The following is a 21,564-nucleotide window of genomic DNA, read 5'->3' as shown; positions in this document are numbered from 1 at the left end:
CCTCAGGTTAAGTGATTAAAAGACTGACTGAAAACGCGTCAGCTCAACCTGCACTGACTTCACCTGGGTGTAGCTCTGCAGCGTCATCAGACCATTCTCGCGGCCAATGCCGGAATGCTTGTAGCCGCCCACCGGCATCTCTGCGGCGGACTCGCCCCAGGTGTTGATCCAGCAGATACCGGCTTCGATCTGATGAATCACACGGTGCGCCTTATTAAGGTCCTGCGTCACCAGTCCGGCGGCCAGACCGAATTCGGTGTCGTTGGCGCGGCGGATCACTTCTGCTTCGGTTTCGTAGCTCAGAATCGACATCACCGGCCCGAAGATCTCTTCACGGACAATCTTCATCTCATCCCGGCAGTCGGTGAACACGGTCGGTGCCACCCAGGCACCCTGGTCGAAATCGCCACCGGTCAGACGTTTGCCGCCGCACAGCACGCGTGCGCCTTCAGCAATGCCGGACTCGATGTAGCGCATCACGTTGTCGCGATGGCTGAAGCTGACCAGCGGACCAAAGTTGGTGGCCGGGTCACGCAGGTTGCCTGCTTTGATACGGGCAACGCGTTCGCTGATTTTGGCCTCGAACGCCGCCTGCAGTTTTGCAGGAATAAAGACGCGGGTGCCGTTGGTGCAGACCTGACCGGAGCTGTAGAAGTTCGCCATCATGGCGATGTCAGCGGCCAGATCGAGATCGGCATCATCGAAGATGATCAGCGGTGATTTACCGCCCAGCTCCATGGTGACCTCTTTCAGCGTTGAACCCGCAGCATTGGCCATCACTTTTTTGCCGCTGACAACGCCGCCGGTGAAGGAGACTTTGTCGATACCTGGATGCTCAGTCAGTAACTGACCGGTAACCGAACCGATGCCCGGCAGCACGTTAAACACGCCATCCGGCAGGCCCGCTTCGGTGTAGATTTCTGCCAGCTTCAGGGCGGTAAGCGGGGTCATTTCGCTGGGTTTGAAAATCATCGCGTTACCCGCAGCCAGTGCAGGTGCGGATTTCCACAGGGCGATCTGAATCGGGTAGTTCCAGGCACCGATACCGGCGACCACGCCCAGCGGTTCGCGGCGGGTATAAACAAAGGAGGTTTCACGCAGGGGGATCTGCTGACCTTCCAGCGCCGGAACCAGACCCGCGTAGTACTCCAGCACGTCTGCACCGGTGACGATATCGACCGCGGAGGTTTCGCTGTAAGGTTTACCGGTGTCGAGCATTTCCAGCTCTGCCAGCTCATCATTACGCTCACGCAGAATATCGACGGCGCGACGCAGGATGCGTGAACGCTCCATGGCGGTCATCGCGGCCCAGACCTTCTGGCCTTTTCTGGCGGCAGCAACGGCGCGATTGACATCGTCCTGGCCGGCGGCATGAACCTCTGCCAGCACTTCGCCGTTGACCGGATTGATCGTCTGGAACGTTTCGCCAGACGCTGCGGCAACATAAGCGCCATCGATGTAGAGTTTCTGCTCGGTGAATCTGGACATGTTTTCTCCTTCCGTTATTCGTGCTCGCCAGCCAGTTGCTGACGGATGAATTGGGTGGTCAGTGTGAGGGCGATAGCGGGATCGAATGGCTTACCGCTCAGCGCGGCGCGCAGCCACAGACCGTCGATCAGGGCCGCCAGGCCGTGTGCGGCCAGGCGTGCTTTATCCAGTGGCAGTTCACGACGGAATTCGACCACCAGCGTTGAGAAGAGCCGACGGCTGCTGACCCGCTCAAGTCTGTTGAGCTGGGGCTGATGCATGCTGCTCGACCAGAAGTCGAGCCAGGCTTTCATTACTGCGGTGTGCACCTGGGTTTCATCAAAATTCCCGTCGACAATGGCGCACAGCCGCTGTTCTGCGGAGGCATCGGCCAGCGGTTTCAGCCGCGTCAGCACCGCCTCGCGCAGCTGACGCGTCACGTCACGCATCGTGGCTTCCAGCAGACCGTTCTTGTCTTTGAAGTAGTGACTGATGATGCCGGTAGAGACCCCCGCCCGACGGGCGATCTGGGCAATCGTGGCATCATTAATCCCCATCTCATTAATCGTGCTCAGGGTCGCATCAATCAGTTGCCGACGACGTATCGGCTGCATCCCTACCTTTGGCATAGCTCCAGCTCCACCCTCAAATCGAGCCCCTATTAAATCTTTTTTTGATTGCACGTTCAATATAAAAAGAAAATTTGTTAGGGTAGTGTTCTTTAAATGTAGCGTAAGCGAAACGGTAATGAGTGCTAAGCTCTTTACCAGCCGCTGCGCTTAAACAGGAAGTGACAGAACGAGATGAGGCCGCACGGCCTGAAAACCCCGTGAGCGGCAAACGTTATCCATTGCGTATTTTCAGGATATTAACCAGAGGTAATTGATGAATAATCCACCTGCCGGTGAAAAAGACAGACTCAATCCCGTTGTATTTTATACCTCTGCCGGATTGATTCTGACGTTTTCACTTGTGACGATTCTCTACAGTGAACTGGCCGCGAGCTGGATCCTCAAGGCGGTCAATTGGGTTTCCGCCACCTTCGGCTGGTACTACATGCTGGCTGCCACCCTCTATATTGTCTTTGTGCTCTATATGGCCTGCTCACGCTTTGGCTCGATTAAGCTCGGGCCGGAGCACTCCAAACCCGAATTCAGTGTGCTCAGCTGGTCCGCCATGCTGTTTGCCGCCGGGATCGGCATCGACCTGATGTTCTTCTCGGTCGCCGAACCGGTGACGCAATATATGCAGCCGCCGGAAGGAGCAGGGCAGACGCTGGAAGCCGCCCGCCAGGCGATGGTCTGGACGCTGTTCCACTACGGACTGACCGGCTGGTCGATGTATGCACTGATGGGCATCGCGCTGGGCTACTTCAGCTACCGTTATAACCTGCCGCTGACTATTCGTTCGGCGCTCTATCCCATCTTCGGTAAACGCATCTATGGTCCGATAGGTCACACGGTAGATATCGCAGCCGTGGTCGGCACCATCTTTGGTATCGCCACTACGCTCGGCATTGGGGTCGTGCAGCTCAACTACGGCCTGAAAGTGCTGTTTGATATCCCGGAAGGCCTGACCGCGCAGACTGCGCTGATTGTCCTCTCCGTGGTGATCGCCACCATCTCTGTGACGTCGGGTGTGGATAAAGGGATTCGTTTCCTCTCCGAACTTAACGTGATCATGGCGCTGGGCCTGATTCTGTTTGTGCTGTTCTTCGGCAACACGGAGTTCCTGCTGAATGCGCTGGTGCTGAACGTCGGCGATTACATCAACCGCTTCATGGGCATGACGCTCAATACCTTTGCCTTTGATCGCCCGACTCAATGGATGAACAGCTGGACGCTCTTCTTCTGGGCGTGGTGGGTGGCCTGGTCACCGTTTGTCGGCCTGTTCCTGGCGCGTATCTCACGCGGTCGTACTATCCGTGAGTTCGTACTGGGCACGCTGATTATTCCGTTTACCTTTACGCTGCTGTGGCTGTCCGTATTCGGTAACGCCGCGCTGTACCAGATCATTCACGGCAATACGGAATTTGCGCAGGAAGTGATGAACCATGCGGAGCGCGGCTTCTACAGCCTGCTGGCGCAGTATCCGGCGTTCAAACTCAGCGCATCGGTTGCCACCATCACCGGGATGCTGTTCTACGTTACCTCGGCGGATTCCGGTTCGCTGGTGCTGGGTAACTTCACCTCGCGGCTGAAAGACATTAACAGCGATGCGCCGAACTGGCTGCGCATCTTCTGGTCCGTGGGGATTGGGGTGCTGACGCTGAGCATGCTGATGACTAACGGGATTACTGCCCTGCAGAACACCACGGTGATCATGGGGCTGCCGTTCAGCTTTGTTATCTTCTTTGTGATGGCGGGTCTGTTTAAATCGCTGAAGATTGAGGATCACCGCCGGGCCAGCGCGACGCGCGACACCGCGCCCTATCTGGCGCATGCGACCGACCGTCTGACCTGGAAGAAGCGTCTGTCACGCCTGATGAACTACCCTGGCTCGCGTTATACCCAGCAGATGATGGAAAAGACCATTTTCCCGGCGATGCAGGAAGTGGCGAAAGAGCTGGAACTGCGTGATGCCCGCGTCACGCTGGAAAGCGTCGAAGCAGATGAGGCGAATCCGATTGGCTATCTGGATCTGCGCGTCCATCTGGGCGAAGAGCAGGACTTCATTTATCAGGTCTGGCCGCAGCAATATTCGATTCCGGGCTTTACCTATCGCGCCCGCAGCGGTAAGTCGACCTACTACCGACTGGAAACCTTCCTGATGGAGGGCAGCCAGGGTAACGACCTGATGGATTACAGCAAAGAGCAGGTGATCATCGACATACTGGATCAGTATGAGCGACACCTGAACTTCATCCATCTCAACCGTGAAGCGCCGGGCAGCAATATCAGCTTCCCGAGCGTGTAAACCAGGCCCGCCAGCAGTGTGCTGGCGGGCTTTTTTTTGCCATCAACGAGTTGTTACACGCCGTCGCCTGCCGATATCGTCTATCTTTAGGGCTTTGCTGGCCTGATGCCTGAAGGGTATAGACAGGGAGTCATATGGGAAAAATATTCAGTACGTTTCTGCCGCTCTACACCACCACGCTGTTGATGCTGCTCGGTTCCGGTCTGCTGACCACCTATGTCTCCCTGCGGCTGGCCAGTGAGCAGGTTAACGGCGCGCTGATTGGTGCGATTATCGCGGCAAACTATATCGGGCTGGTGATTGGCGGCAAGGTGGGGCACAACCTGATCGCCCGCGTCGGCCATATCCGCGCCTATGTGGCCTGCGCCGGGATTATTACCGCCTCTGTGGTGGGTCACGGTCTGACTGACTTGATTCCGCTGTGGGTCTTTCTGCGTCTGATTATCGGACTCTGCATGATGTGCCAGTACATGGTGCTGGAGAGCTGGCTCAACGATCAGGCGGAATCGTCCCAGCGTGGCATGATTTTCGGCTTATATATGGTCGCGACCTACCTTGGACTGAGTGGCGGGCAGGTGATACTGAGCCTGCAGACCGGATTTGGTGTCAGCACGCTGCTGATTGTCGCACTCTGTTTCGCGCTCTGTCTGGTGCCGATAGCGCTGACCACCCGCACTCATGTCAGGCCGATGACGCCAGCCCCGATGGAGCTGGGCTATTTTATCCGCACTATCCCCAAACTGCTCGGCACCACGCTGGTAACCGGCATGGTAATTGGTGCCTTCTACGGTCTGGCACCGGTTTATGGCAGCAGCAAAGGCTTTACCACCAGCCAGACCGGCTATTTTATGAGTCTTACGATCTTTGCCGGGCTGGTGTCGCAGTTTCCGCTGAGCTGGCTTTCTGACCGCTACGATCGTCAGCGGCTGTTATTCATCATTGCGATGCTGTTTGCCGTCATCTGCGTGCCGCTGATCCTGCTGCCGCATCTGACGTTTGACTGGATGATCGGCATCGCCTTTGCCGCCAGCATGATGCAGTTCGCGCTCTATCCGTTGCAGGTGGCGCTGGCCAACGATCAGGTTGCCGCCGAGCGCCGCGTGTCGTTAACCGCCTGTCTGCTGATGGCGTTTGGTATTGGTGCCAGTATCGGCCCGCTGGTGGTGGGTGCGCTGATGCAGCCGCTGGGCAGCAATATGCTTTATCTCTTCTTTGCGCTCTGTGCGCTGGTGATTGGCGGACTGAGTTTTGTCCGTGCGCCAGGTCCGCTTCCGACAACCGAAGTGCCGTTGCCGCACGTGGTCATGCCTGACAGTCTGGCGACCTCGCCACTGGGTGCCGCGCTGATCCCGACGCTGGAAGAGGAGGTGATTCATGCGTCGATGGGCGGTCAGGAACCGGAAGTGGAGAGCGAGGAGGATGCTGATACGGCTGATGAAGAGGTGTTGCCCGATGATCATCCCGGTGATGTTCGCGAAGATCAGCGTCATTAATAGCCGCGACAGGGCATCACGTTGTTCGCCCCTCTCTGCGGGGGGTAAATGTATGATGTCCGGATCTGGCTCACTTCTGTCCGGTCGCTGGCTCGACATTCGGGCCAGCAGCGACGATGCTGGGTAACCCGTTTCTTCAGGAGTCACACCATGCTCGAACTGCGCCCTAATTGTGAACGCTGCGACGTCGATCTGCCGCCATCCTCTCTGGCGGCACGCATCTGCTCGTTTGAATGCACCTTCTGCGCTGACTGCGATGAGCATTTCGCGCATGTTTGTCCCAACTGCGGTGGTGAACTGGTGCGCCGTCCGGTGCGTCCGGCAGAGAAGCTACAGAAATATCCGGCTAAAATGCGCAGCCGATCTCAAATGACGACGAATACGTCAGAGGCAGAATAGCCTGCGCGGCCCGATGTCGTTATGATGAATTTCGTCCCTGACAGAGCTACCACCTTAACTGAGTGCCGGAGATAAGCGCCGGGAGGGACGTACTTTTCAGGCCCGGCGAATCTTTCATTCCCGACAGTGTGACGCCTTTTCTGTCACAACCTGCTTTCTCTCTCCTCACTCCTGTTCTCCGTCAGCTCTTATACTCTTAGGGTACTTTCAGCACAGAGAGGCACATGCACCGATGTATTATGAATTCCTGAATGGCGCAGCATGGCGACAGATCTGGGTCGTTGGCGATCTGCATGGCTGCCGCCGCGAACTTGATGCGCTGTTGCAGCAACATCAGTTTGATCCGCAGCAGGATTTACTGATTTCGGTTGGCGACATCATCGATCGCGGGCCCGACAGCCTGGGCTGTCTGGCGCTACTGCAGGAGCCCTGGTTTCGCTGCGTGCGCGGCAATCATGAGGAGATGGCGGTGTCGGCGTTACAGGGACAGGACATGGCGCTCTGGCAGATGAACGGGGGCGACTGGTTCTTTCGGCTGCGGGGCGCAGCGTTAATCGCGGCACGGCACGCGTTGCGGCACTGTCGTGAACTGCCGCTGATACTGCATCTGCAATTGGGTGAGCGCACTGTTGTGATTGCTCATGCGGACTATCCGGCACGGGAATACGCGCTGAATAAGCCACTCGACTGGCAAAAGGTGGTCTGGAGCCGTCAGCGACTGGAGGAGATGGAGTCAGGTGAGCAGGCGGGCATCCCTGGCGCAGATGCCTTTTACTTCGGTCATACTCCGCTGAAACAGCCGCTGACGATTGCCAATCTGCATTACATCGATACCGGCGCAGTGTTTGGCAATCATCTGACGATGCTGCAACTAAAGTGACTCAGCGGAACAGGCGGCCGTCACGCACCAGTTCGCGTGGATAGCTGTTCTTGATGCGACTGCCGACTTTCTTCGCCAGCCCCAGCGGCTGCTGCTGCCAGGTCACAATCATCTCATTGTTTGCCGGGGCAGTTTCCGGATAGATATCGCGGCCGCGATACCACTCTTCTGCTTCTGCCCCCGTGAGCTCAAAGGTCTGCGTCGCATCAGGTTGCGCCAGTGCTATCACCGCTTCATGTTGCCAGCGATAGCCTTTGGCAAAGGTTTCTGCCAGCTTCAGGCCAATGCGCGAGAAGCGCACTTTGCCCAGCAGCGGGGTGACCGCTTTAGGGAACAGCCAGATCTCTTTATCACGCTGCCAGAGTTCCAGTGACTCATCCCATTTGATAGAGACAGCAGCGGCGGCCTGTGCGATCTCACTTTCCAGCTTACGGCTGAGATGGGAGAAGGGCAGCTTGCCGACTTTGTAGCCCGGCACAGGCAGTGGCTCGACTGATGTGGTTTTACGCAGACGCGCCACGAAAAAGCCTTCGCTGTCGAACATCTGCGGGAAGACATGCAGATAGCCCTCGGGTGTCGCGGCCCGTTCGGCACCCTCAAACAGCCCGTCGAGCGGCACGACCTCAACCGCATCCGGATAGCGCTGCAACAGCCAGTCAATCACCTGCTGATTCTCAATCTGATTCAGGGTGCAGGTTGAATAAACCAGCGTGCCACCGGGTTTGAGTGCGTGAAAGGCACTGTCGAGCAGATCGCGCTGGGTCGCGGCGATCTCTTCGGTGCTTGCCAGCGACCAGTTTTTCAGCGCATCCGAATCTTTGCGGATCACTCCTTCGCCGGAGCAGGGCGCGTCCAGCAGGATGGCGTCGAACTGTTCCGGCAGGGCGGGCCCGAAGATCCGCGCGTCAAAGTGCGTCAGCGCACTGTTGCTGACGCCGCAGCGGCTGATATTAGCGTGCAGCACTTTTACCCGGCTGGAGGAGAATTCGTTTGCCAGGATAACGCCCTGATTGCCCATCCGCGCCGCAATCTGGGTGGTTTTAGAACCCGGTGCCGCTGCCATATCCATCACGGCGCTGACCTCTGGCTGGGCGTCAAACAGGGCGGTTACCGGCAGCATGGAGCTGGCTTCCTGGATGTAAAACAGGCCGCTGAGATGTTCAGCCACGCTGCCCAGCGGCAGGCTCTCATCTTCCCGGCTGATCCAGAATCCCTCGTCGCACCACGGCACCGGCGTCAGCTGCCAGTCATAACCCGCCGTCTGGCTCAGAAAATCGGCCACGCTGATCTTCAGGGTATTGACGCGAATACTGCGGCGCAGGGGCTGCTGACTGTAAGCGATGAACTGCGTGAAGCTCGCCTCATCGGGCAGGCTCTGACGCATTAATGAGAGAAAATCGGCGGGGAAAAACGAAGACGCATCTGACACGGGCACATTCCAGTTAAGGCAAAGGCGGCAGTGTACCATGAGGAATGAAAACGGGCAGCCAGGCTGCCCGTTCAGAGTAAATTAACGCGGAGACGGAATCGCCGTTCCCCAGTTGCGCCACTCTTTTGGCGCTTCATCCTGCAGCAGGAAGTGTTTATCCGGGTTCGCCTGCGGTGCCAGCGGCACCGTCGGTGGCGTCGCAAACTGAATGCCACCGCGAATAAACTGCTGGAAGGTCCCGGTTTTCACCACGCCGCCCACCAGACCGAAGTCGAGGTTGTAGCCGGACGCCAGCCAGAACACCGAATTGTTCCGCACCAGATGCTGATACTTCTTACTGATGCGCAGGGCGATCTGCACGCGGTCCGCCATATTCCCCAGTGACGTGCCGGTGACGGTACCCACTTCCACACCCCGGAACAGCACCGGCGTACCCAGCGACAGGGAACCTGCCTCGGTGGCATCAACATAAATGTTCAGGCCATTCAGGTAGCGCGAATCGGTAATGGTGCTCTCCTGCAATTCAAAGGTGCGTGCGGCACTGCCTTTGCCCGGATCAACGTTGACGTACGGCTGTAACAGGGTCTCCAGATGATTCACGCCGGTAGCGGAAATCTCCGGTGAAACCACTGAGAAACGGCTGCCGAGGCGGGCAAAATCATTCACATACTCAGGGTAAAGTACGGCTTTCGCCACGACCTGATTGTTATCTTTGCTTAACGACAGAGATTCTACCTGTCCGACGTTGATACCGAGATAACGAATCGGCATTCCGGCAGAGAGTTTGCTGGCGTCATAGGTGTGCAGCGTAATCTGACTGCCCACCGCGCGGGCAGCGGTTTCAGAGGAGTAGAGCATGCGTTTAGCCCCTTTGACCGACTGCGCACCACTCATATTGTCGAAACTGATTGCGCCTTTCAGCGCACGGTTAAGCGGCGAGGCCTGCACCGTCAGGCCGCTGCCGTTCAGGCTGACGCGTGCGCCACCCTCAGCCCAGAACACGCTTTCGCTGGTCAGCAGCTTGCGATACTCCGGCTGAATGTGCACCGCGATATCAAAAGCGTCAGCGCGCGGCGTCACTTTGACAATCTCACCCACCTGGAATTTACGGTAAAGCACGACCGAACCGGCCTGTACGTCAGGCAGGCTGTTGGCGGTCAGCATCAGCGTCGTGGACGGGCCATCGCCGGTAATGCCTTCGTCCGCTTTTTCAGCATCGGCAAACAGCGGATAGGCCGTTTTCGGCTCGCCTTTTTTGCCCGGCTCCAGCCGGATGCCACCATCCACCCACTCGCGGGCGCTGGCACCTAATACCTGCATGCCATCAAGGCCGAACTTCACATCGAGGCGACTGTTGACGATAAATTTGCTGTCGCCATGCACCAGATTGCGGTTTTCAGGATTGACCGCGACAACGAAATTGACGCCATTTTCATCCAGCGAACGCGACATCACCTGACCAATCTGCATACCGTGCAGCATCAGCGGCTGGCCCTGATCGATGCCGTAGCTCTCCGGTGCGCTGAGTTTTACCGTCAGCACGTTGGGTTTCTGCAGCAGGGTCTCATTGGACGCCAGCACGGTGTAGTGCTGCTGCGGTTCGCCTTCACCCGGCACAAGTTCCAGCGTATTGCCGGTCAGCAGTGCGCTGAGGCTGGTATCGGTCAGGCTGATTTTCGGGCTGTGCATCTCGATGCGGGTGCCGCTGCGCATCAGGCCAACTACAGAAGGATCAATCGTCAGCTCGCCGGTCACCTTGCCGCCATCCAGCAGATTCAGTTTAGTCAGCGTACCTACCTCCAGGCCCTGGTACATCAGCGGCGTGCTGCCGGCCTTGAGATTTTTACCGTTGGGCAGGTCAAGCGTGATCTGTACGCCGCGCTGGCTGTGCGCCAGATCGGGATAGAGCCGGTAGTTCTGCTCCGCTTTGGCGGTTTCGGCCCCCTGCGGTGAGTCAAACGCAATCGCGCCATTGACCAGCGCCGCCAGACTCTCCAGCTGGACTTTAGCCCCGCTCAGGCTGACGTCGGCATTGACGCCTGACACGTTCCAGAAGCGGCTGTTGGTCTTCACCAGATTGATAAAGCGACGGTCAATCAGCACATCAATTGCCACGCCATCGGCTTTATTATCAATGCTGTAGTCATAGACCCGGCCAACCGGAATTTTGCGGTAGTAGACCAGCGAGCCAGTGTTGAGTGAGCCGAGATCGGGCGCATGCAGATGGATCATCAGCTCGCCGGTATTGACCCGATATTTCGGTTGCGTATCCAGCGCGGTAAACGCCTCGCTGGGTTTACCTTTACCTGGCATCATCCCGATGTAGTTACCGCCGACCAGCGCATCCAGACCCGAGACGCCCGCCAGTGAGGCTTTGGGCGTCACCAGCCAGAACTGGGTATCCTCACGCAGCGCGTCGCGCATGTCGCTTTTGATGCTGGCTTTAATCTGGATGCTGCGATAATCGTCGCTGAGATTAATGCCCTGTACGGTGCCCACTTCCACGCCCTGATAACGGATCGGGGTACGACCCGGCACGATACCATCCGCCGTCTGGAAATTGATGGTGATAGTGGTGCCTCGCTCCTGATAATTGGTCCAGAGCAGCCAGCAGGCGATCAGCATCGCAATGACTGGCAGCAGCCAGAAGGGCGAAATTTTTCGCTTATTACGCAGCGTTGCGTTAGTCGGTGTAGTCGGCGTTTCCTGTTGCATGTGCATCCCAGAGCAGGCGGCTGTCCAGCCACTCAACAGACATAATGGTCAGGATGACGGCCGCGCCAAAAAACAGCGCAGCCGGTCCCATGGTAAAAGCCAGCAGCTGATCACGATTGACCAGCGACATGGTTAATGAAATGACAAACAGATCGAGCATGGACCAGCGGCCAACCCAGGTCACAAAACGCAGCAACCGGATGCGGGTTCTCAGTCCCTGTTCACAGCGGAAATGAATGCTGAGCAGCAGGGTCAGCATGACCAGTACTTTGGTAAAGGGCACCAGAATACTGGCGATAAACACAATCGCTGCCACCGGAATGTTGCCTTCACCCAGCCCCAGGATGCCGGAGAAGATGGTGTCCTCGCGCCGTGAGCCATTGAGGTAAACCACGGAAATGGGCATCAGGTTCGCGGGTATTAGCAGCACGATCGACGCGATGAGCGCGGCCCAGGATTTCTGCAGGCTGTGGCGGCGTCGGAAGTCGAGCGGCGTGTGGCAGCGCGGGCAGCGCCCCCGTTCGTCAGGTAGGCCGGTGTTGTGACAGTTGAGGCAGACCTGCATGTCGTCACGGGCCATATTGCCGGGGTTTTGCGGGTAGAAATGCTCCCACAGCTGCTCCATATTCAGATGGATCATGGTCAGCACGCTCAGCACCGTCAGGGCAATGTAAGCCGCCAGCCCATAGCCAATCTCCAGCGAAGCATAGTCCTGCACTTTGATGGATGCCACGGCGATGCCGATCAGATAGATGTCGAGCATCACCCACTCTTTGAGCTTCTCCAGCATGATCAATACGGGCCGCAGGTTCATGCCCAGACGATGACCGATACCGAGATAACAGATGCCGGCCACCAGCGTTACCGGCGCGCCAATAGTGCAGAACGCCACCATCGAAGCGGTCAGCACATCACCCTGCTGGGTCATCTGAATCACCCCTTCCAGTACGCTGGCATTGATGCGCATACCCAGCAGCCGGATATCCACCAGCGGCAGGGAAAAGGCGAAGGGCATTAACACGATCATGGTGGCGGCCATGGCCATCAGTCTGGTCATTGGCCAGTCGCGTCCACTGAGAATCTCAGCGTTGCAGCGCGGGCAGTGTGCCGACTGATGCGTTTTCACATCCGGTAAGGAAAAAAGGGTATCGCATTGCGGGCAACGCTGATAACGTGCGTGAGGCAATGTCTGGCTGATAGCGTGAATTTTCATAGGGTGATGCAATTTTCGCTCTTCAGAGGGAACAGATATCGGTCATTAAGACATTGTCTGTGTGCCTGTCTCGGGCATCACGCTTCGATCCACAGAATGCTAAGGGTATAGCAACTAACGCTATGATTCACCTTGTGGCTCTGGATATTTAAAACTTATTTTTAACGAACGGTTTCTTTTGCCCCGTTCAGATGTCATTGGTAACGGTTAAATAATGAACAAAACTGCCTTTTACGCCGATTTGAATCGCGATATGCGCGCCTTGCTGGCGGGAGAAACGGCGTTCCTCGCCGCGATGGGAAACTTTAGCGCGCTGCTGTACGAACGTCTCGATGGCGTGAACTGGGCAGGTTTCTACCTGCTGACGGAAGCCGATACGCTGGTGCTGGGCCCGTTCCAGGGCAAAATCGCCTGTGTGCGTATTCCGGTCGGTAAAGGTGTGTGTGGCACGGCGCTGGCAGAAGAAAAAGTGCAACGCGTAGATGATGTGCATGCCTTCCCGGGCCACATTGCCTGCGATGCTGCCAGCAATGCTGAGATTGTGATTCCTCTGAAAGTGAATGGCACTGTGGTTGGGGTGCTGGACATCGACAGCGTGGAGTACAATCGCTTTGACAGCGACGACGAAGCGGGACTGGTCACACTGACCGATGGGCTTTGTGAAGTGCTTGCGAACAGCGACTTAGAAAAATATCTGCAGCTGACGCGCAGCTAATCGACTGGATCACATGGCATTTAGCGATGTTGTCATTATAATGTCGCCTGTTCATGCCTGCGCTGGTCGGCAAACCCGTTGTAATCAGGAAATTTCATGGAAAATCAACCTAAGTTGAATAGCAGTAAAGAAGTCATCACTTTTCTGGCGGAGCGCTTTCCGCACTGCTTTAGCGCTGAAGGTGAAGCGCGTCCGCTCAAAATCGGTATCTTTCAGGATCTGGTCGAGCGTGTTCAGGGCGAAATGGGTCTGAGCAAAACACAGCTGCGTTCCGCGCTGCGTCTTTATACGTCAAGCTGGCGTTATCTATACGGCATCAAAGCCGGTGCGATTCGTGTCGATCTCGACGGCAACGCCTGTGGCGTGCTGGATGAGCAGCACGTTGAGCATGCACGCAAGCAGCTGGAAGAAGCCAAAGCGCGCGTTCAGGCGCAGCGTGACCAGCAGCGTGCTGCACGCCGTGAAGCAGGCGAAAGCGAAGAGGGCGCTGCACCGCGTCGTCCACGCAAGCCCGCGCCGCGTAAGCCTGCAGAAGCCGATGCTGCGCGTAAACCCCGTCCGCAGACGACTGCTCCGCGTGCGACCGCCTCACAGCATCGTAAGCCAGCCCCACGTCCGGAGCAGGAAGCCCGACCCATCACTGATACCTCAACTTTGCAACCCGGCCAGAGTATTAAAGTTAAAGCAGGCAAAAGTGCGATGGACGCTACCGTTCTTGAAGTATCAAAAGACGGCGTTCGGGTCCAGCTCGCTTCCGGCATGGCAATGATTGTGCGCGCAGAACACTTGCAGTTCTGAAACGGAGGCTAACCCCGGCATGAACACCCTTTTTAAAGTTGGACTTATTGCGGGCCTGCTCTTAGCAGGCCCAACCTTCGGCGCAGAGAATATTACCCGCGCCGATCAGATTCCCCAGCTTCACGAAGACCCGCAGGATCCGACGGTCAGTGAGCGCGTCACGTCGCGCTTTACCCGTTCCCACTACCGCCAGTTCGATCTGGATCAGAACTTTTCCGCGAAAATTTTTGATCGCTACCTGAACATGCTCGACTACAGCCACAATGTGCTGCTGGCGTCAGATGTGGCGCAGTTTGCCAGCAAAAAAACCACCGTCGGCGATGAGCTGCGCAGTGGCAAGCTGGATCTCTTTTACGATATTTATAATCTGGCGCAGAAACGCCGTTTTGAGCGCTATCAGTATGCGCTGACGGTGCTGGCGCGTCCGATGAATTTCAGCGGCAATGACACCATCGACATTGACCGCGCCAAAGCGCCCTGGCCGAAAGATCAGGCTGAACTGAACGCGCTCTGGGATGCCAAGGTTAAATATGACCAGCTGAGTCTGAAGCTGGCAGGCAAAGACGATAACGAGATCCGCGACGTTCTGACCAAGCGTTATAACTTCGCGATCCGTCGTCTGGCCCAGAGCAACGGTGAAGACGTTTTCCAACTGGTGATGAACGCTTTCGCCCGCGAAATCGATCCGCACACCAGCTATCTGTCGCCGCGTAACACCGAGCAGTTCAATACCGAGATGAGCCTGTCACTGGAAGGTATCGGCGCTGTACTGCAGATGGACGACGACTACACCGTAATCAACTCAATGGTGGCAGGCGGTCCGGCAGCGAAAAGCAAAGCCATTACGGTGGGCGACCGCATCGTGGGTGTCGGTCAGCCAGGCAAGCCAATGGAAGATGTGATCGGCTGGCGTCTCGATGATGTCGTGGCAAAAATCAAAGGACCCAAGGGCAGCAAAGTGCGCCTGGAAGTTCTGCCCGCCGGTAAGGGCACCAAAACCCGTACTGTGACGCTGACGCGTGAGAAAATCCGTCTGGAAGATCGCGCGGTTAAACTGACCATCAAAAATGTCGGCAAGCAGAAAGTAGGCGTGCTTGATATTCCTGGCTTCTATGTCGGTCTCACCGACGACGTGAAAGTTCAGCTGCAGAAACTGCAGAAACAGAACGTCGATAGCGTGGTGATCGATCTGCGTACCAACGGCGGCGGCGCGCTGACTGAAGCGGTCTCGCTTTCCGGCCTGTTTATTCCGAGTGGTCCGGTGGTGCAGGTTCGCGATAACAATGGTCGGGTGCGTGAAGACAGCGATAACGACGGCGTGGTCTACTACAAAGGTCCGCTGGTGGTACTGGTCGATCGCTTCAGCGCCTCCGCCTCTGAGATCTTTGCTGCCGCGATGCAGGATTACGGTCGTGCAGTGATTGTCGGCGAGCCAACCTTTGGTAAAGGCACCGTTCAGCAGTATCGCTCGCTGAACCGCATCTACGATCAGATGCTACGTCCGGAGTGGCCAGCGTTAGGCTCCGTTTCTTACACCATCCAGAAGTTCTATCGCATTAACGGCGGCAGTACACAGCGTAAAGGCGTCACGCCGGATCTGCTGATGCCAACCGGCGTTGAAGCGGCTGAAACCGGTGAGAAATTTGAAGATAACGCCCTGCCATGGGATAGCATCAAAGCGGCTACCTATACCAAAACCGGTGATGTTAAACCGCTGGTCGCGCAGCTGACGAAGCAGCATGCTGACCGTATCGCTCAGGATCGCGAGTTCCAGTACATCATGAAGGATATTGCCCGTTACAATGCCCTGAAAGATAAGCGCAACATCGTGTCACTTAATCTTGCTCAGCGCGAGAAAGAGAACCACGAAGATGATGCGTCACGTCTGGAACGAATCAATGCGCGCTATCAGGCCGAAGGCAAAAAACCGCTGAAGAACCTGGATGAGTTGCCGAAAGATTATAAAGAGCCGGATCCGTATCTTGATGAGACGGTGAAGATCGCTAACGATCTTGCGCAACTGGAGAAATCCCAGCCAGACGCGCCAGCAGCGAAATAATCCGCTGTTGTCAGAAAAAGCACCGCTCTGCGGTGCTTTTTTTTGCCCCCGGAAAAGTTTCCGGTAACCAATGATTAGCGATGGTGAACCCGTCTGCAGGCCGCGCCCCCCGGCAGACGTGTCAGAATGTAAAGTTATGTCTTTTTAGGCACTTAAACGTTAAGGTCGCTTGAAAAGCCGCACAATGCTCATAGGATATGTATCCGCGTATAGGCGCGTGAACTACTGAGGAAGATTAACAAAAATGATGCGTATTGCTCTTTTCCTGATGACCAACCTGGCTGTGATGTTGGTATTCGGGCTGATTCTCAGCCTGACAGGGATCCAGTCAAGCAGTGTTCAGGGCCTGATGATCATGGCAGGCCTGTTTGGCTTCGGCGGTGCGTTTGTTTCACTGTTGATGTCGAAGTGGATGGCGCTGCGTTCGGTTGGCGGTGAAGTAATTGAACAGCCACGCAATGAAACTGAGCGCTGGCTGGTGGATACCATTGGCCGACAGGCCCAACAGGCGGGTATTGCGATGCCACAGGTCGCGATCTATCACGCACCTGATATCAACGCCTTTGCGACCGGTGCGCGTCGCAACGCCTCACTGGTGGCTGTCTCAACCGGTCTGCTGCAGAACATGAGCCGTGATGAGGCGGAAGCGGTGCTGGCTCACGAAGTGTCGCACATCGCTAACGGTGACATGATCACCATGACGCTGATTCAGGGTGTGGTGAACACCTTCGTGATTTTCGTTTCACGTATTCTGGCGCAGATTGCGGCGGGCTTTATGTCCGGCAACCGTGATGGTGAGGAGAGCAGCAACGGCAATCCGCTGGTCTACTTTGCGGTGTCGATGGTGCTGGAACTGGTGTTTGGTATTCTCGCCAGCATCATCACCATGTGGTTCTCCCGTCATCGTGAGTTCCACGCCGATGCCGGTTCAGCGAAGCTGGTCGGTCGTGAGAAGATGATTGCGGCGTTGCAGCGTCTGAAAACCAGCTACGAACCGCAGGAGCCGAGCAGCATGATGGCGTTCTGCATCAACGGTAAGGGCAAATCGTTCAGCGAGCTGTTCATGTCACACCCGCCGTTAGACAAGCGTATTGAAGCCCTGCGCAGCGGTCAGTATCTGAAGTAGCGCTAAGCAGAGCAAACAAGGCGACCCCCGGGTCGCCTTTTCTGTTTCTGCCATCAGGCGCGTGTCTGCGTCATGCGCGACACGCTCACCAGCGCCGCCACGGCGGCAAAGCTCCCTGCAAGCAGCAGCGAAACGTGCGTCCCACTTTCATCAAACAGATTAAACATCAGTGCGACCAGCGCGGCACCTATACTCTGCCCCAGAAGACGCGCAGTACCCAGCATGCCGCTGGCACCGCCACTGCGATTACGTGGCGCGGAGGTGACAATCGTGTGGTTGTTGGGTGACTGGAACAGCCCGAAGCCGGCACCGCATAGCATCATGCGCCAGATAATATCGCCATCACCCGGATTTACCGGCAGCCAGGCGAGCAGGAACAGCCCCAGCGCGAACATCGCCAGTCCGATTCCCCCTAACAACCCGGCATGCACCCGTTCAATCAGACGGCCGGCAATCGGCGCAAATACCATCGTTGCCAGCGGCCAGGGCGTCAGCAGCAATCCGGTCGCCACCTCATTACGCTGCAGGACGTTCTGCAGAAAGAAGGGCAGTGAGACCATCGCCAGCATCTGGGCACAGAACGAACAGACCGACGTTCCCATCGACAGGCTGAAAATCGGGATACGCAGCAGATCAACCGGCAGCAGCGGCACTGCCATATTGAGCTGACGACGAATAAAGAACCAGCCGATGACCAGCAGCGCAACGACCTCGGAGAGCACCAGCAGATGACTCTGTCCCTGGGCAAAGCCGCTCAGAGCGGAGATGATCAGGCCAAAGAACAGGGCATTCATGATTGCACTGGGCACATCGAATTTCTGTGTTGTGGCTTTCTGCGGGTTATCAGGCAGGGTTCGCAGCGCCAGCCAGAGGGCAATAGCCCCCAGCGGGACGTTAATCAGAAACAGCCATTTCCAGCTGGCTACCGAGAGTATCGCTGCCGCTACCGTCGGGCCAGCCGCGGTTGATACGGCCACCACCAGCGAGTTGATCGCCATGCCGCGTCCCAGATAACGCTGCGGATAGATAATGCGTATCAGCGCGGTATTCACACTCATCAGCGCTGCGCCGCCCAACCCCTGCAGCACACGGGCAAAAGTCAGCATGGTTAGCGTGGTCGAAAAGGCGCAGAACAACGAGGTTGCAATAAACAGCGCGAGGCCAGCCTGATAGACGCGGCGATAACCCAGCATGTCGCCCAGAAACGAAAGTGACAGCAGCGAGACGATAATCGCAATCTGATAGGCATTCACAATCCAGATGGACTGCGCCGGGCTGGCATTCAGTTCACGCGAAATAGTCGGCAGCGCGACGTTGGCAATCGCGCCGTCTAATACCGCCATGGTCAGGCCCAGCGCAATAGTGACGATAGCCATATAGCGCTGACGCGTCGGTAATCCATCCTGAGGAGGAGAGAGTGTCATAAGTTAATTACTAAAGAGGGTGAATATCATCATGCTAATGAAATCAGCGCTGAAATGCAGCGATCAGATGGATAAAAAACTGTCTTAAAATATGACTTAATGGTTAAAGCATTGCTGCCGTCCTGTGCATCCCTCTATACTGACAGTCCGTTCCATTTTTTTTGAAACAGGCTAATAAGGTGCGTGATGTCCTCTGCTGAAAATGATAAACAGCCCGATTCCGTCTCTTCGGTACTTAAAGTGTTCGGCATTCTGCAGGCGCTGGGTGAAGAGCGCGATCACGGTATAACCGAGCTTGCGCAGCGCGTGATGATGTCAAAAAGTACTGTCTACCGTTTTCTGCAGACCATGAAGTCGCTGGGCTATGTCACGCAGGAAGGTGAAAGCGAGAAGTACTCACTGACGCTGAAGCTGTTTGAACTGGGTGCCAAAGCGCTTCAGAACGTCGATTTAATCCGCAGCGCGGATGTGCAGATGCGTGAGCTGTCGCGTCTGACCAAAGAGACGATTCACCTGGGGGCACTGGAAGAGGACAGCATTGTCTACATCCATAAAATCGACTCACTTTACAATCTGCGCATGTATTCGCGCATTGGCCGTCGCAACCCGCTGCATACCACCGCGATTGGTAAAGTCCTGCTCGCCTGGCGTGATCGCAGCGATGTTGAGGAAATTCTGCGGGATGTGGAGTTCAAACGCAGCACGGCCAATACGCTGCTGAGCGCCGAGGCGCTGATTACGACGCTGGATCAGGTCAAAGCGCAGGGTTACGGCGAAGATAATGAAGAGCAGGAAGAGGGATTACGCTGCCTTGCCGTGCCGGTGTTTGATCGGTTTGGCGTGGTGATTGCGGGACTCAGCATCTCGTTTCCCACCATTCGCTTTTCGGAAGATGCCCGCCAGGATTATGTGGCGATGTTGCATCGGGCGGCGCGTACGCTTTCAGCAGAAATGGGCTATCACGACTACCCATTCTGAATAAAGCGGGCCATCCGGCCCGCTCTATCACTAGTTATCGATCACTTCTCCGCTTTTCTTCAGCAACGGACAATCCGTCACGCCCACCACGCCACTGTCGGTATGCAGATACTGCGCGCTGATAACGCCGCGAGCGGTAAGATAGCTGCACTGCAGGCCAAGTCCGGCAGCATTTTTAGTGCTGCCGGTTAACACGCCATAGCCGGTAAGCAGCATTGCCAGCCAGATCACCGCCAGCAAGCCTATTGTGCGAATAAACAGTTTCATTGTGTCTCCTTGTGAAAGATAACTCAGCGCGCCACCTGGTGCTGCCGGTTATGATGATATCAGCATGCCTCGCTTTTCTGGTGGGATCGATCAGAGATAACTGAAACGGCAAATTCTGCATTGCTGCATCCCCCATTATCTTTTGCGATAGCTACAGGTAGAATAGGCGGTTGCCATGTTCTGGCGTTTCCACTGAGTTTTACGAGGCAGTTATGAATGAGTTAGCCGCAAATCCGGGCCCCCTGGTCAGCTATGGCCTGCTGGTCATTATTTTGATTGTGGCGTTTATCGCCTGGTTCTTTGTTAACCGGGCCAGCGTGCGCGCGGGTGAGCAAATCCGCTTACTGGAATCCTTACTGGAAGAGCAGAAGAAGCAGAATCAGCTGCTGCGCCGCCTGATTGAGATGCAGCCCGGGGCAGAAAATACAAAAACCGATGACGATCGGGAGAAGCGCGACTTTATCCGGTTAATCCCGGAACGTTAATCACAGCAGAGAGGCGGAATGGCCGGGAAAAATCCGTGGTATGACAGCAGCAAAGCGCATCACACGCCAGAGGGATTCCGTAATCCTGAACCGGAACAGCGAAAACCGGGTGACCTGAAACGCTGGCGCAGGGAGCGTAAAGCACAGGCGCTCCCTGCGCCACCCCAGCAGGGTTATGCGGCCTTCACCAGGCAATGGTGGCAGCCCGCGGATATCAGCGGCAGTGACGATCGTATCTGGTGGCTGGGACATGCTGCCGTCCTGTTACGGCTCAATGGACACTATATCCTGATCGATCCGGCGCTCTCACCACGCGCCTCACCGCTGGCGTTTGCGGGGCCACAGCGTAAAACGCCCGCGCCCATCAGCATCGCTGATCTGCCGCAGCTTGATGTCGTGCTGATTTCACACAACCATTACGATCATCTGGATAAACCGACGGTTAAAGCGATTATCCGGCATTTTCCGCAGGCGACCTTTATTGTGCCGCTGGGGCTGGCGAAATGGTGCAGAGCGAAGGGCGTGAAACAGGTGCACCAGCTCGACTGGTGGCAGCAGATAACGCTCGGCGACCTCTGTTTTGATGCGGTGCCAGCCCGTCACTGGAGTATGCGAACCCCACGCGATCGCAACCGTTCGCTCTGGTGCGGCTGGGTCGTGCGCTCTGCCTCCCTGCGTTTCTGGTTTTCGGGCGACAGTGGCTATAGCGATAGCCTGCTGGAGATTCCGGCCCGGCTTGGCCCGTTCAGCGTGGCTGCGTTGCCGATTGGCGCGTATGCACCCAAATGGTTCATGGCAAGCCAGCATATGGATCCCGACCAGGCGGTGGCGTTATGGCAGGCGGCAGGCAGGCCATTGACGCTGCCTATTCACTGGGGGGTGTTTGAGCTGGCCGATGAGTCGCTGGATGCGCCACCCCAGGAGTTAGCGAATGCGCTACAGCGGGCAGACGAACATAACGGCCGCTTCGCCCCCTGGCGAATAGGCGAAGGTCGCAGTCTGAATAATTGCAGCCAGGAATAATCCTAAAGCCTCCGGTATAAATAAAAGCCGGAGGTTTTTTATCAGACATCAATTTTTCAAATCGAAAGTTAAATTCTTAATAAGGAAAATCCGCATCGTTGCTTTTATTTGGAGCAAGGCTAATGGCTGGCTCCTGCTTTTGGTGCAAAAAAAGCGTTATTTGTACGAAATAAAAGT

General features: G+C 56.4%; 18 protein-coding genes. 11 read left to right on the top strand and 7 right to left on the bottom strand.

The annotated features are described in order from the left end of the window. Positions 1-15 precede the first annotated feature (15 nt). Positions 16-1,488: a betaine-aldehyde dehydrogenase gene (gene betB / locus IBT54_RS06975; RefSeq protein WP_033783300.1), complete on the bottom strand. Its 1,473-nt coding sequence runs from the start codon at positions 1,486-1,488 to the stop codon at positions 16-18. A 14-nt stretch (positions 1,489-1,502) separates the two neighbouring features. Continuing rightward, on the bottom strand, positions 1,503-2,096 hold the full coding sequence (gene betI / locus IBT54_RS06970) for a transcriptional regulator BetI (RefSeq protein WP_013358120.1): 594 nt from the start codon (positions 2,094-2,096) through the stop codon (positions 1,503-1,505). Positions 2,097-2,352: 256 nt separating this feature from the next. Between betI and IBT54_RS06965 the strand changes: the two genes are divergently transcribed. From IBT54_RS06965 to IBT54_RS06950, 4 genes are all read left to right on the top strand, one after another. Beyond that, positions 2,353-4,383 (top strand): choline transporter, encoded by a 2,031-nt coding sequence (locus IBT54_RS06965; RefSeq protein ID WP_201251873.1) that lies wholly within the window; start codon positions 2,353-2,355, stop codon positions 4,381-4,383. 134 nt (positions 4,384-4,517) lie between these two features. Next, a complete protein-coding gene (locus IBT54_RS06960; protein ID WP_201251872.1) occupies positions 4,518-5,876 on the top strand; it encodes an MFS transporter in 1,359 nt (452 codons plus the stop codon). 150 nt (positions 5,877-6,026) lie between these two features. Then, complete coding sequence (locus tag IBT54_RS06955) at positions 6,027-6,275, top strand: DUF1272 domain-containing protein (protein WP_033783299.1); 249 nt, start codon at positions 6,027-6,029, stop codon at positions 6,273-6,275. Positions 6,276-6,507: 232 nt separating this feature from the next. Continuing rightward, the gene (locus IBT54_RS06950) at positions 6,508-7,155 is read left to right on the top strand and encodes a metallophosphoesterase (protein WP_201251871.1); all 648 of its coding nucleotides are present in this window, start codon (positions 6,508-6,510) and stop codon (positions 7,153-7,155) included. Between the two features lies 1 nt (position 7,156). Here IBT54_RS06950 and rsmF read toward each other — a convergent pair whose 3' ends face one another. The 3 genes from rsmF to yebS form a co-directional block, all read right to left on the bottom strand. Next, complete coding sequence (rsmF, locus tag IBT54_RS06945) at positions 7,157-8,584, bottom strand: 16S rRNA (cytosine(1407)-C(5))-methyltransferase RsmF (RefSeq protein WP_201251870.1); 1,428 nt, start codon at positions 8,582-8,584, stop codon at positions 7,157-7,159. An 81-nt stretch (positions 8,585-8,665) separates the two neighbouring features. Then, complete coding sequence (locus IBT54_RS06940; RefSeq protein WP_201251869.1) at positions 8,666-11,299, bottom strand: PqiB family protein; 2,634 nt, start codon at positions 11,297-11,299, stop codon at positions 8,666-8,668. After that, complete coding sequence (gene yebS / locus IBT54_RS06935) at positions 11,268-12,512, bottom strand: membrane integrity lipid transport subunit YebS (RefSeq protein ID WP_201251868.1); 1,245 nt, start codon at positions 12,510-12,512, stop codon at positions 11,268-11,270. The genes IBT54_RS06940 and yebS overlap by 32 nt, the downstream gene beginning before the upstream one ends. A 214-nt stretch (positions 12,513-12,726) precedes the next feature. Between yebS and IBT54_RS06930 the strand changes: the two genes are divergently transcribed. The 4 genes from IBT54_RS06930 to htpX all read left to right on the top strand — a co-directional run bounded on the left by IBT54_RS06930 (position 12,727) and on the right by htpX (position 17,210). After that, positions 12,727-13,227, top strand: a complete 501-nt coding sequence (locus IBT54_RS06930; protein ID WP_013358112.1) for a GAF domain-containing protein — start codon at positions 12,727-12,729, stop codon at positions 13,225-13,227. A gap of 96 nt (positions 13,228-13,323) precedes the next feature. Then, positions 13,324-14,025, top strand: coding sequence for an RNA chaperone ProQ (gene proQ, locus IBT54_RS06925; protein ID WP_013358111.1), 702 nt, complete (start codon positions 13,324-13,326; stop codon positions 14,023-14,025). Between the two features lie 19 nt (positions 14,026-14,044). After that, positions 14,045-16,084, top strand: coding sequence for a carboxy terminal-processing peptidase (gene prc / locus IBT54_RS06920; RefSeq protein WP_013358110.1), 2,040 nt, complete (start codon positions 14,045-14,047; stop codon positions 16,082-16,084). Between the two features lie 244 nt (positions 16,085-16,328). Continuing rightward, on the top strand, positions 16,329-17,210 hold the full coding sequence (htpX, locus tag IBT54_RS06915; protein ID WP_003852678.1) for a protease HtpX: 882 nt from the start codon (positions 16,329-16,331) through the stop codon (positions 17,208-17,210). 53 nt (positions 17,211-17,263) lie between these two features. On the opposite strand, the gene IBT54_RS06910 is transcribed toward htpX, so the two are convergent. Then, positions 17,264-18,634, bottom strand: coding sequence for an MFS transporter (locus IBT54_RS06910; RefSeq protein WP_201251867.1), 1,371 nt, complete (start codon positions 18,632-18,634; stop codon positions 17,264-17,266). 186 nt (positions 18,635-18,820) lie between these two features. Here IBT54_RS06910 and kdgR point away from each other — a divergent pair, with 186 nt between their 5' ends. Beyond that, the gene (gene kdgR / locus IBT54_RS06905; RefSeq protein WP_013358108.1) at positions 18,821-19,612 is read left to right on the top strand and encodes a DNA-binding transcriptional regulator KdgR; all 792 of its coding nucleotides are present in this window, start codon (positions 18,821-18,823) and stop codon (positions 19,610-19,612) included. A 30-nt stretch (positions 19,613-19,642) separates the two neighbouring features. On the opposite strand, the gene IBT54_RS06900 is transcribed toward kdgR, so the two are convergent. Continuing rightward, a complete protein-coding gene (locus IBT54_RS06900) occupies positions 19,643-19,879 on the bottom strand; it encodes a YobH family protein (protein WP_033732884.1) in 237 nt (78 codons plus the stop codon). Between the two features lie 212 nt (positions 19,880-20,091). Here IBT54_RS06900 and IBT54_RS06895 point away from each other — a divergent pair, with 212 nt between their 5' ends. Then, positions 20,092-20,364 (top strand): YebO family protein, encoded by a 273-nt coding sequence (locus IBT54_RS06895; RefSeq protein ID WP_013358106.1) that lies wholly within the window; start codon positions 20,092-20,094, stop codon positions 20,362-20,364. An 18-nt stretch (positions 20,365-20,382) separates the two neighbouring features. Next, entirely contained in the window at positions 20,383-21,387 is a 1,005-nt protein-coding gene (locus IBT54_RS06890) for an MBL fold metallo-hydrolase (RefSeq protein ID WP_201251866.1), read from the top strand. Positions 21,388-21,564 lie beyond the last annotated feature (177 nt).

Origin of the sequence: Pantoea sp. S62, assembly GCF_016658625.1 — a bacterium.
GTDB classification, from domain to species: domain Bacteria; phylum Pseudomonadota; class Gammaproteobacteria; order Enterobacterales; family Enterobacteriaceae; genus Pantoea; species Pantoea vagans.
Note: the sequence above shows the minus strand (reverse complement) of the source record. Positions and strands in the feature narration are given on the sequence as shown.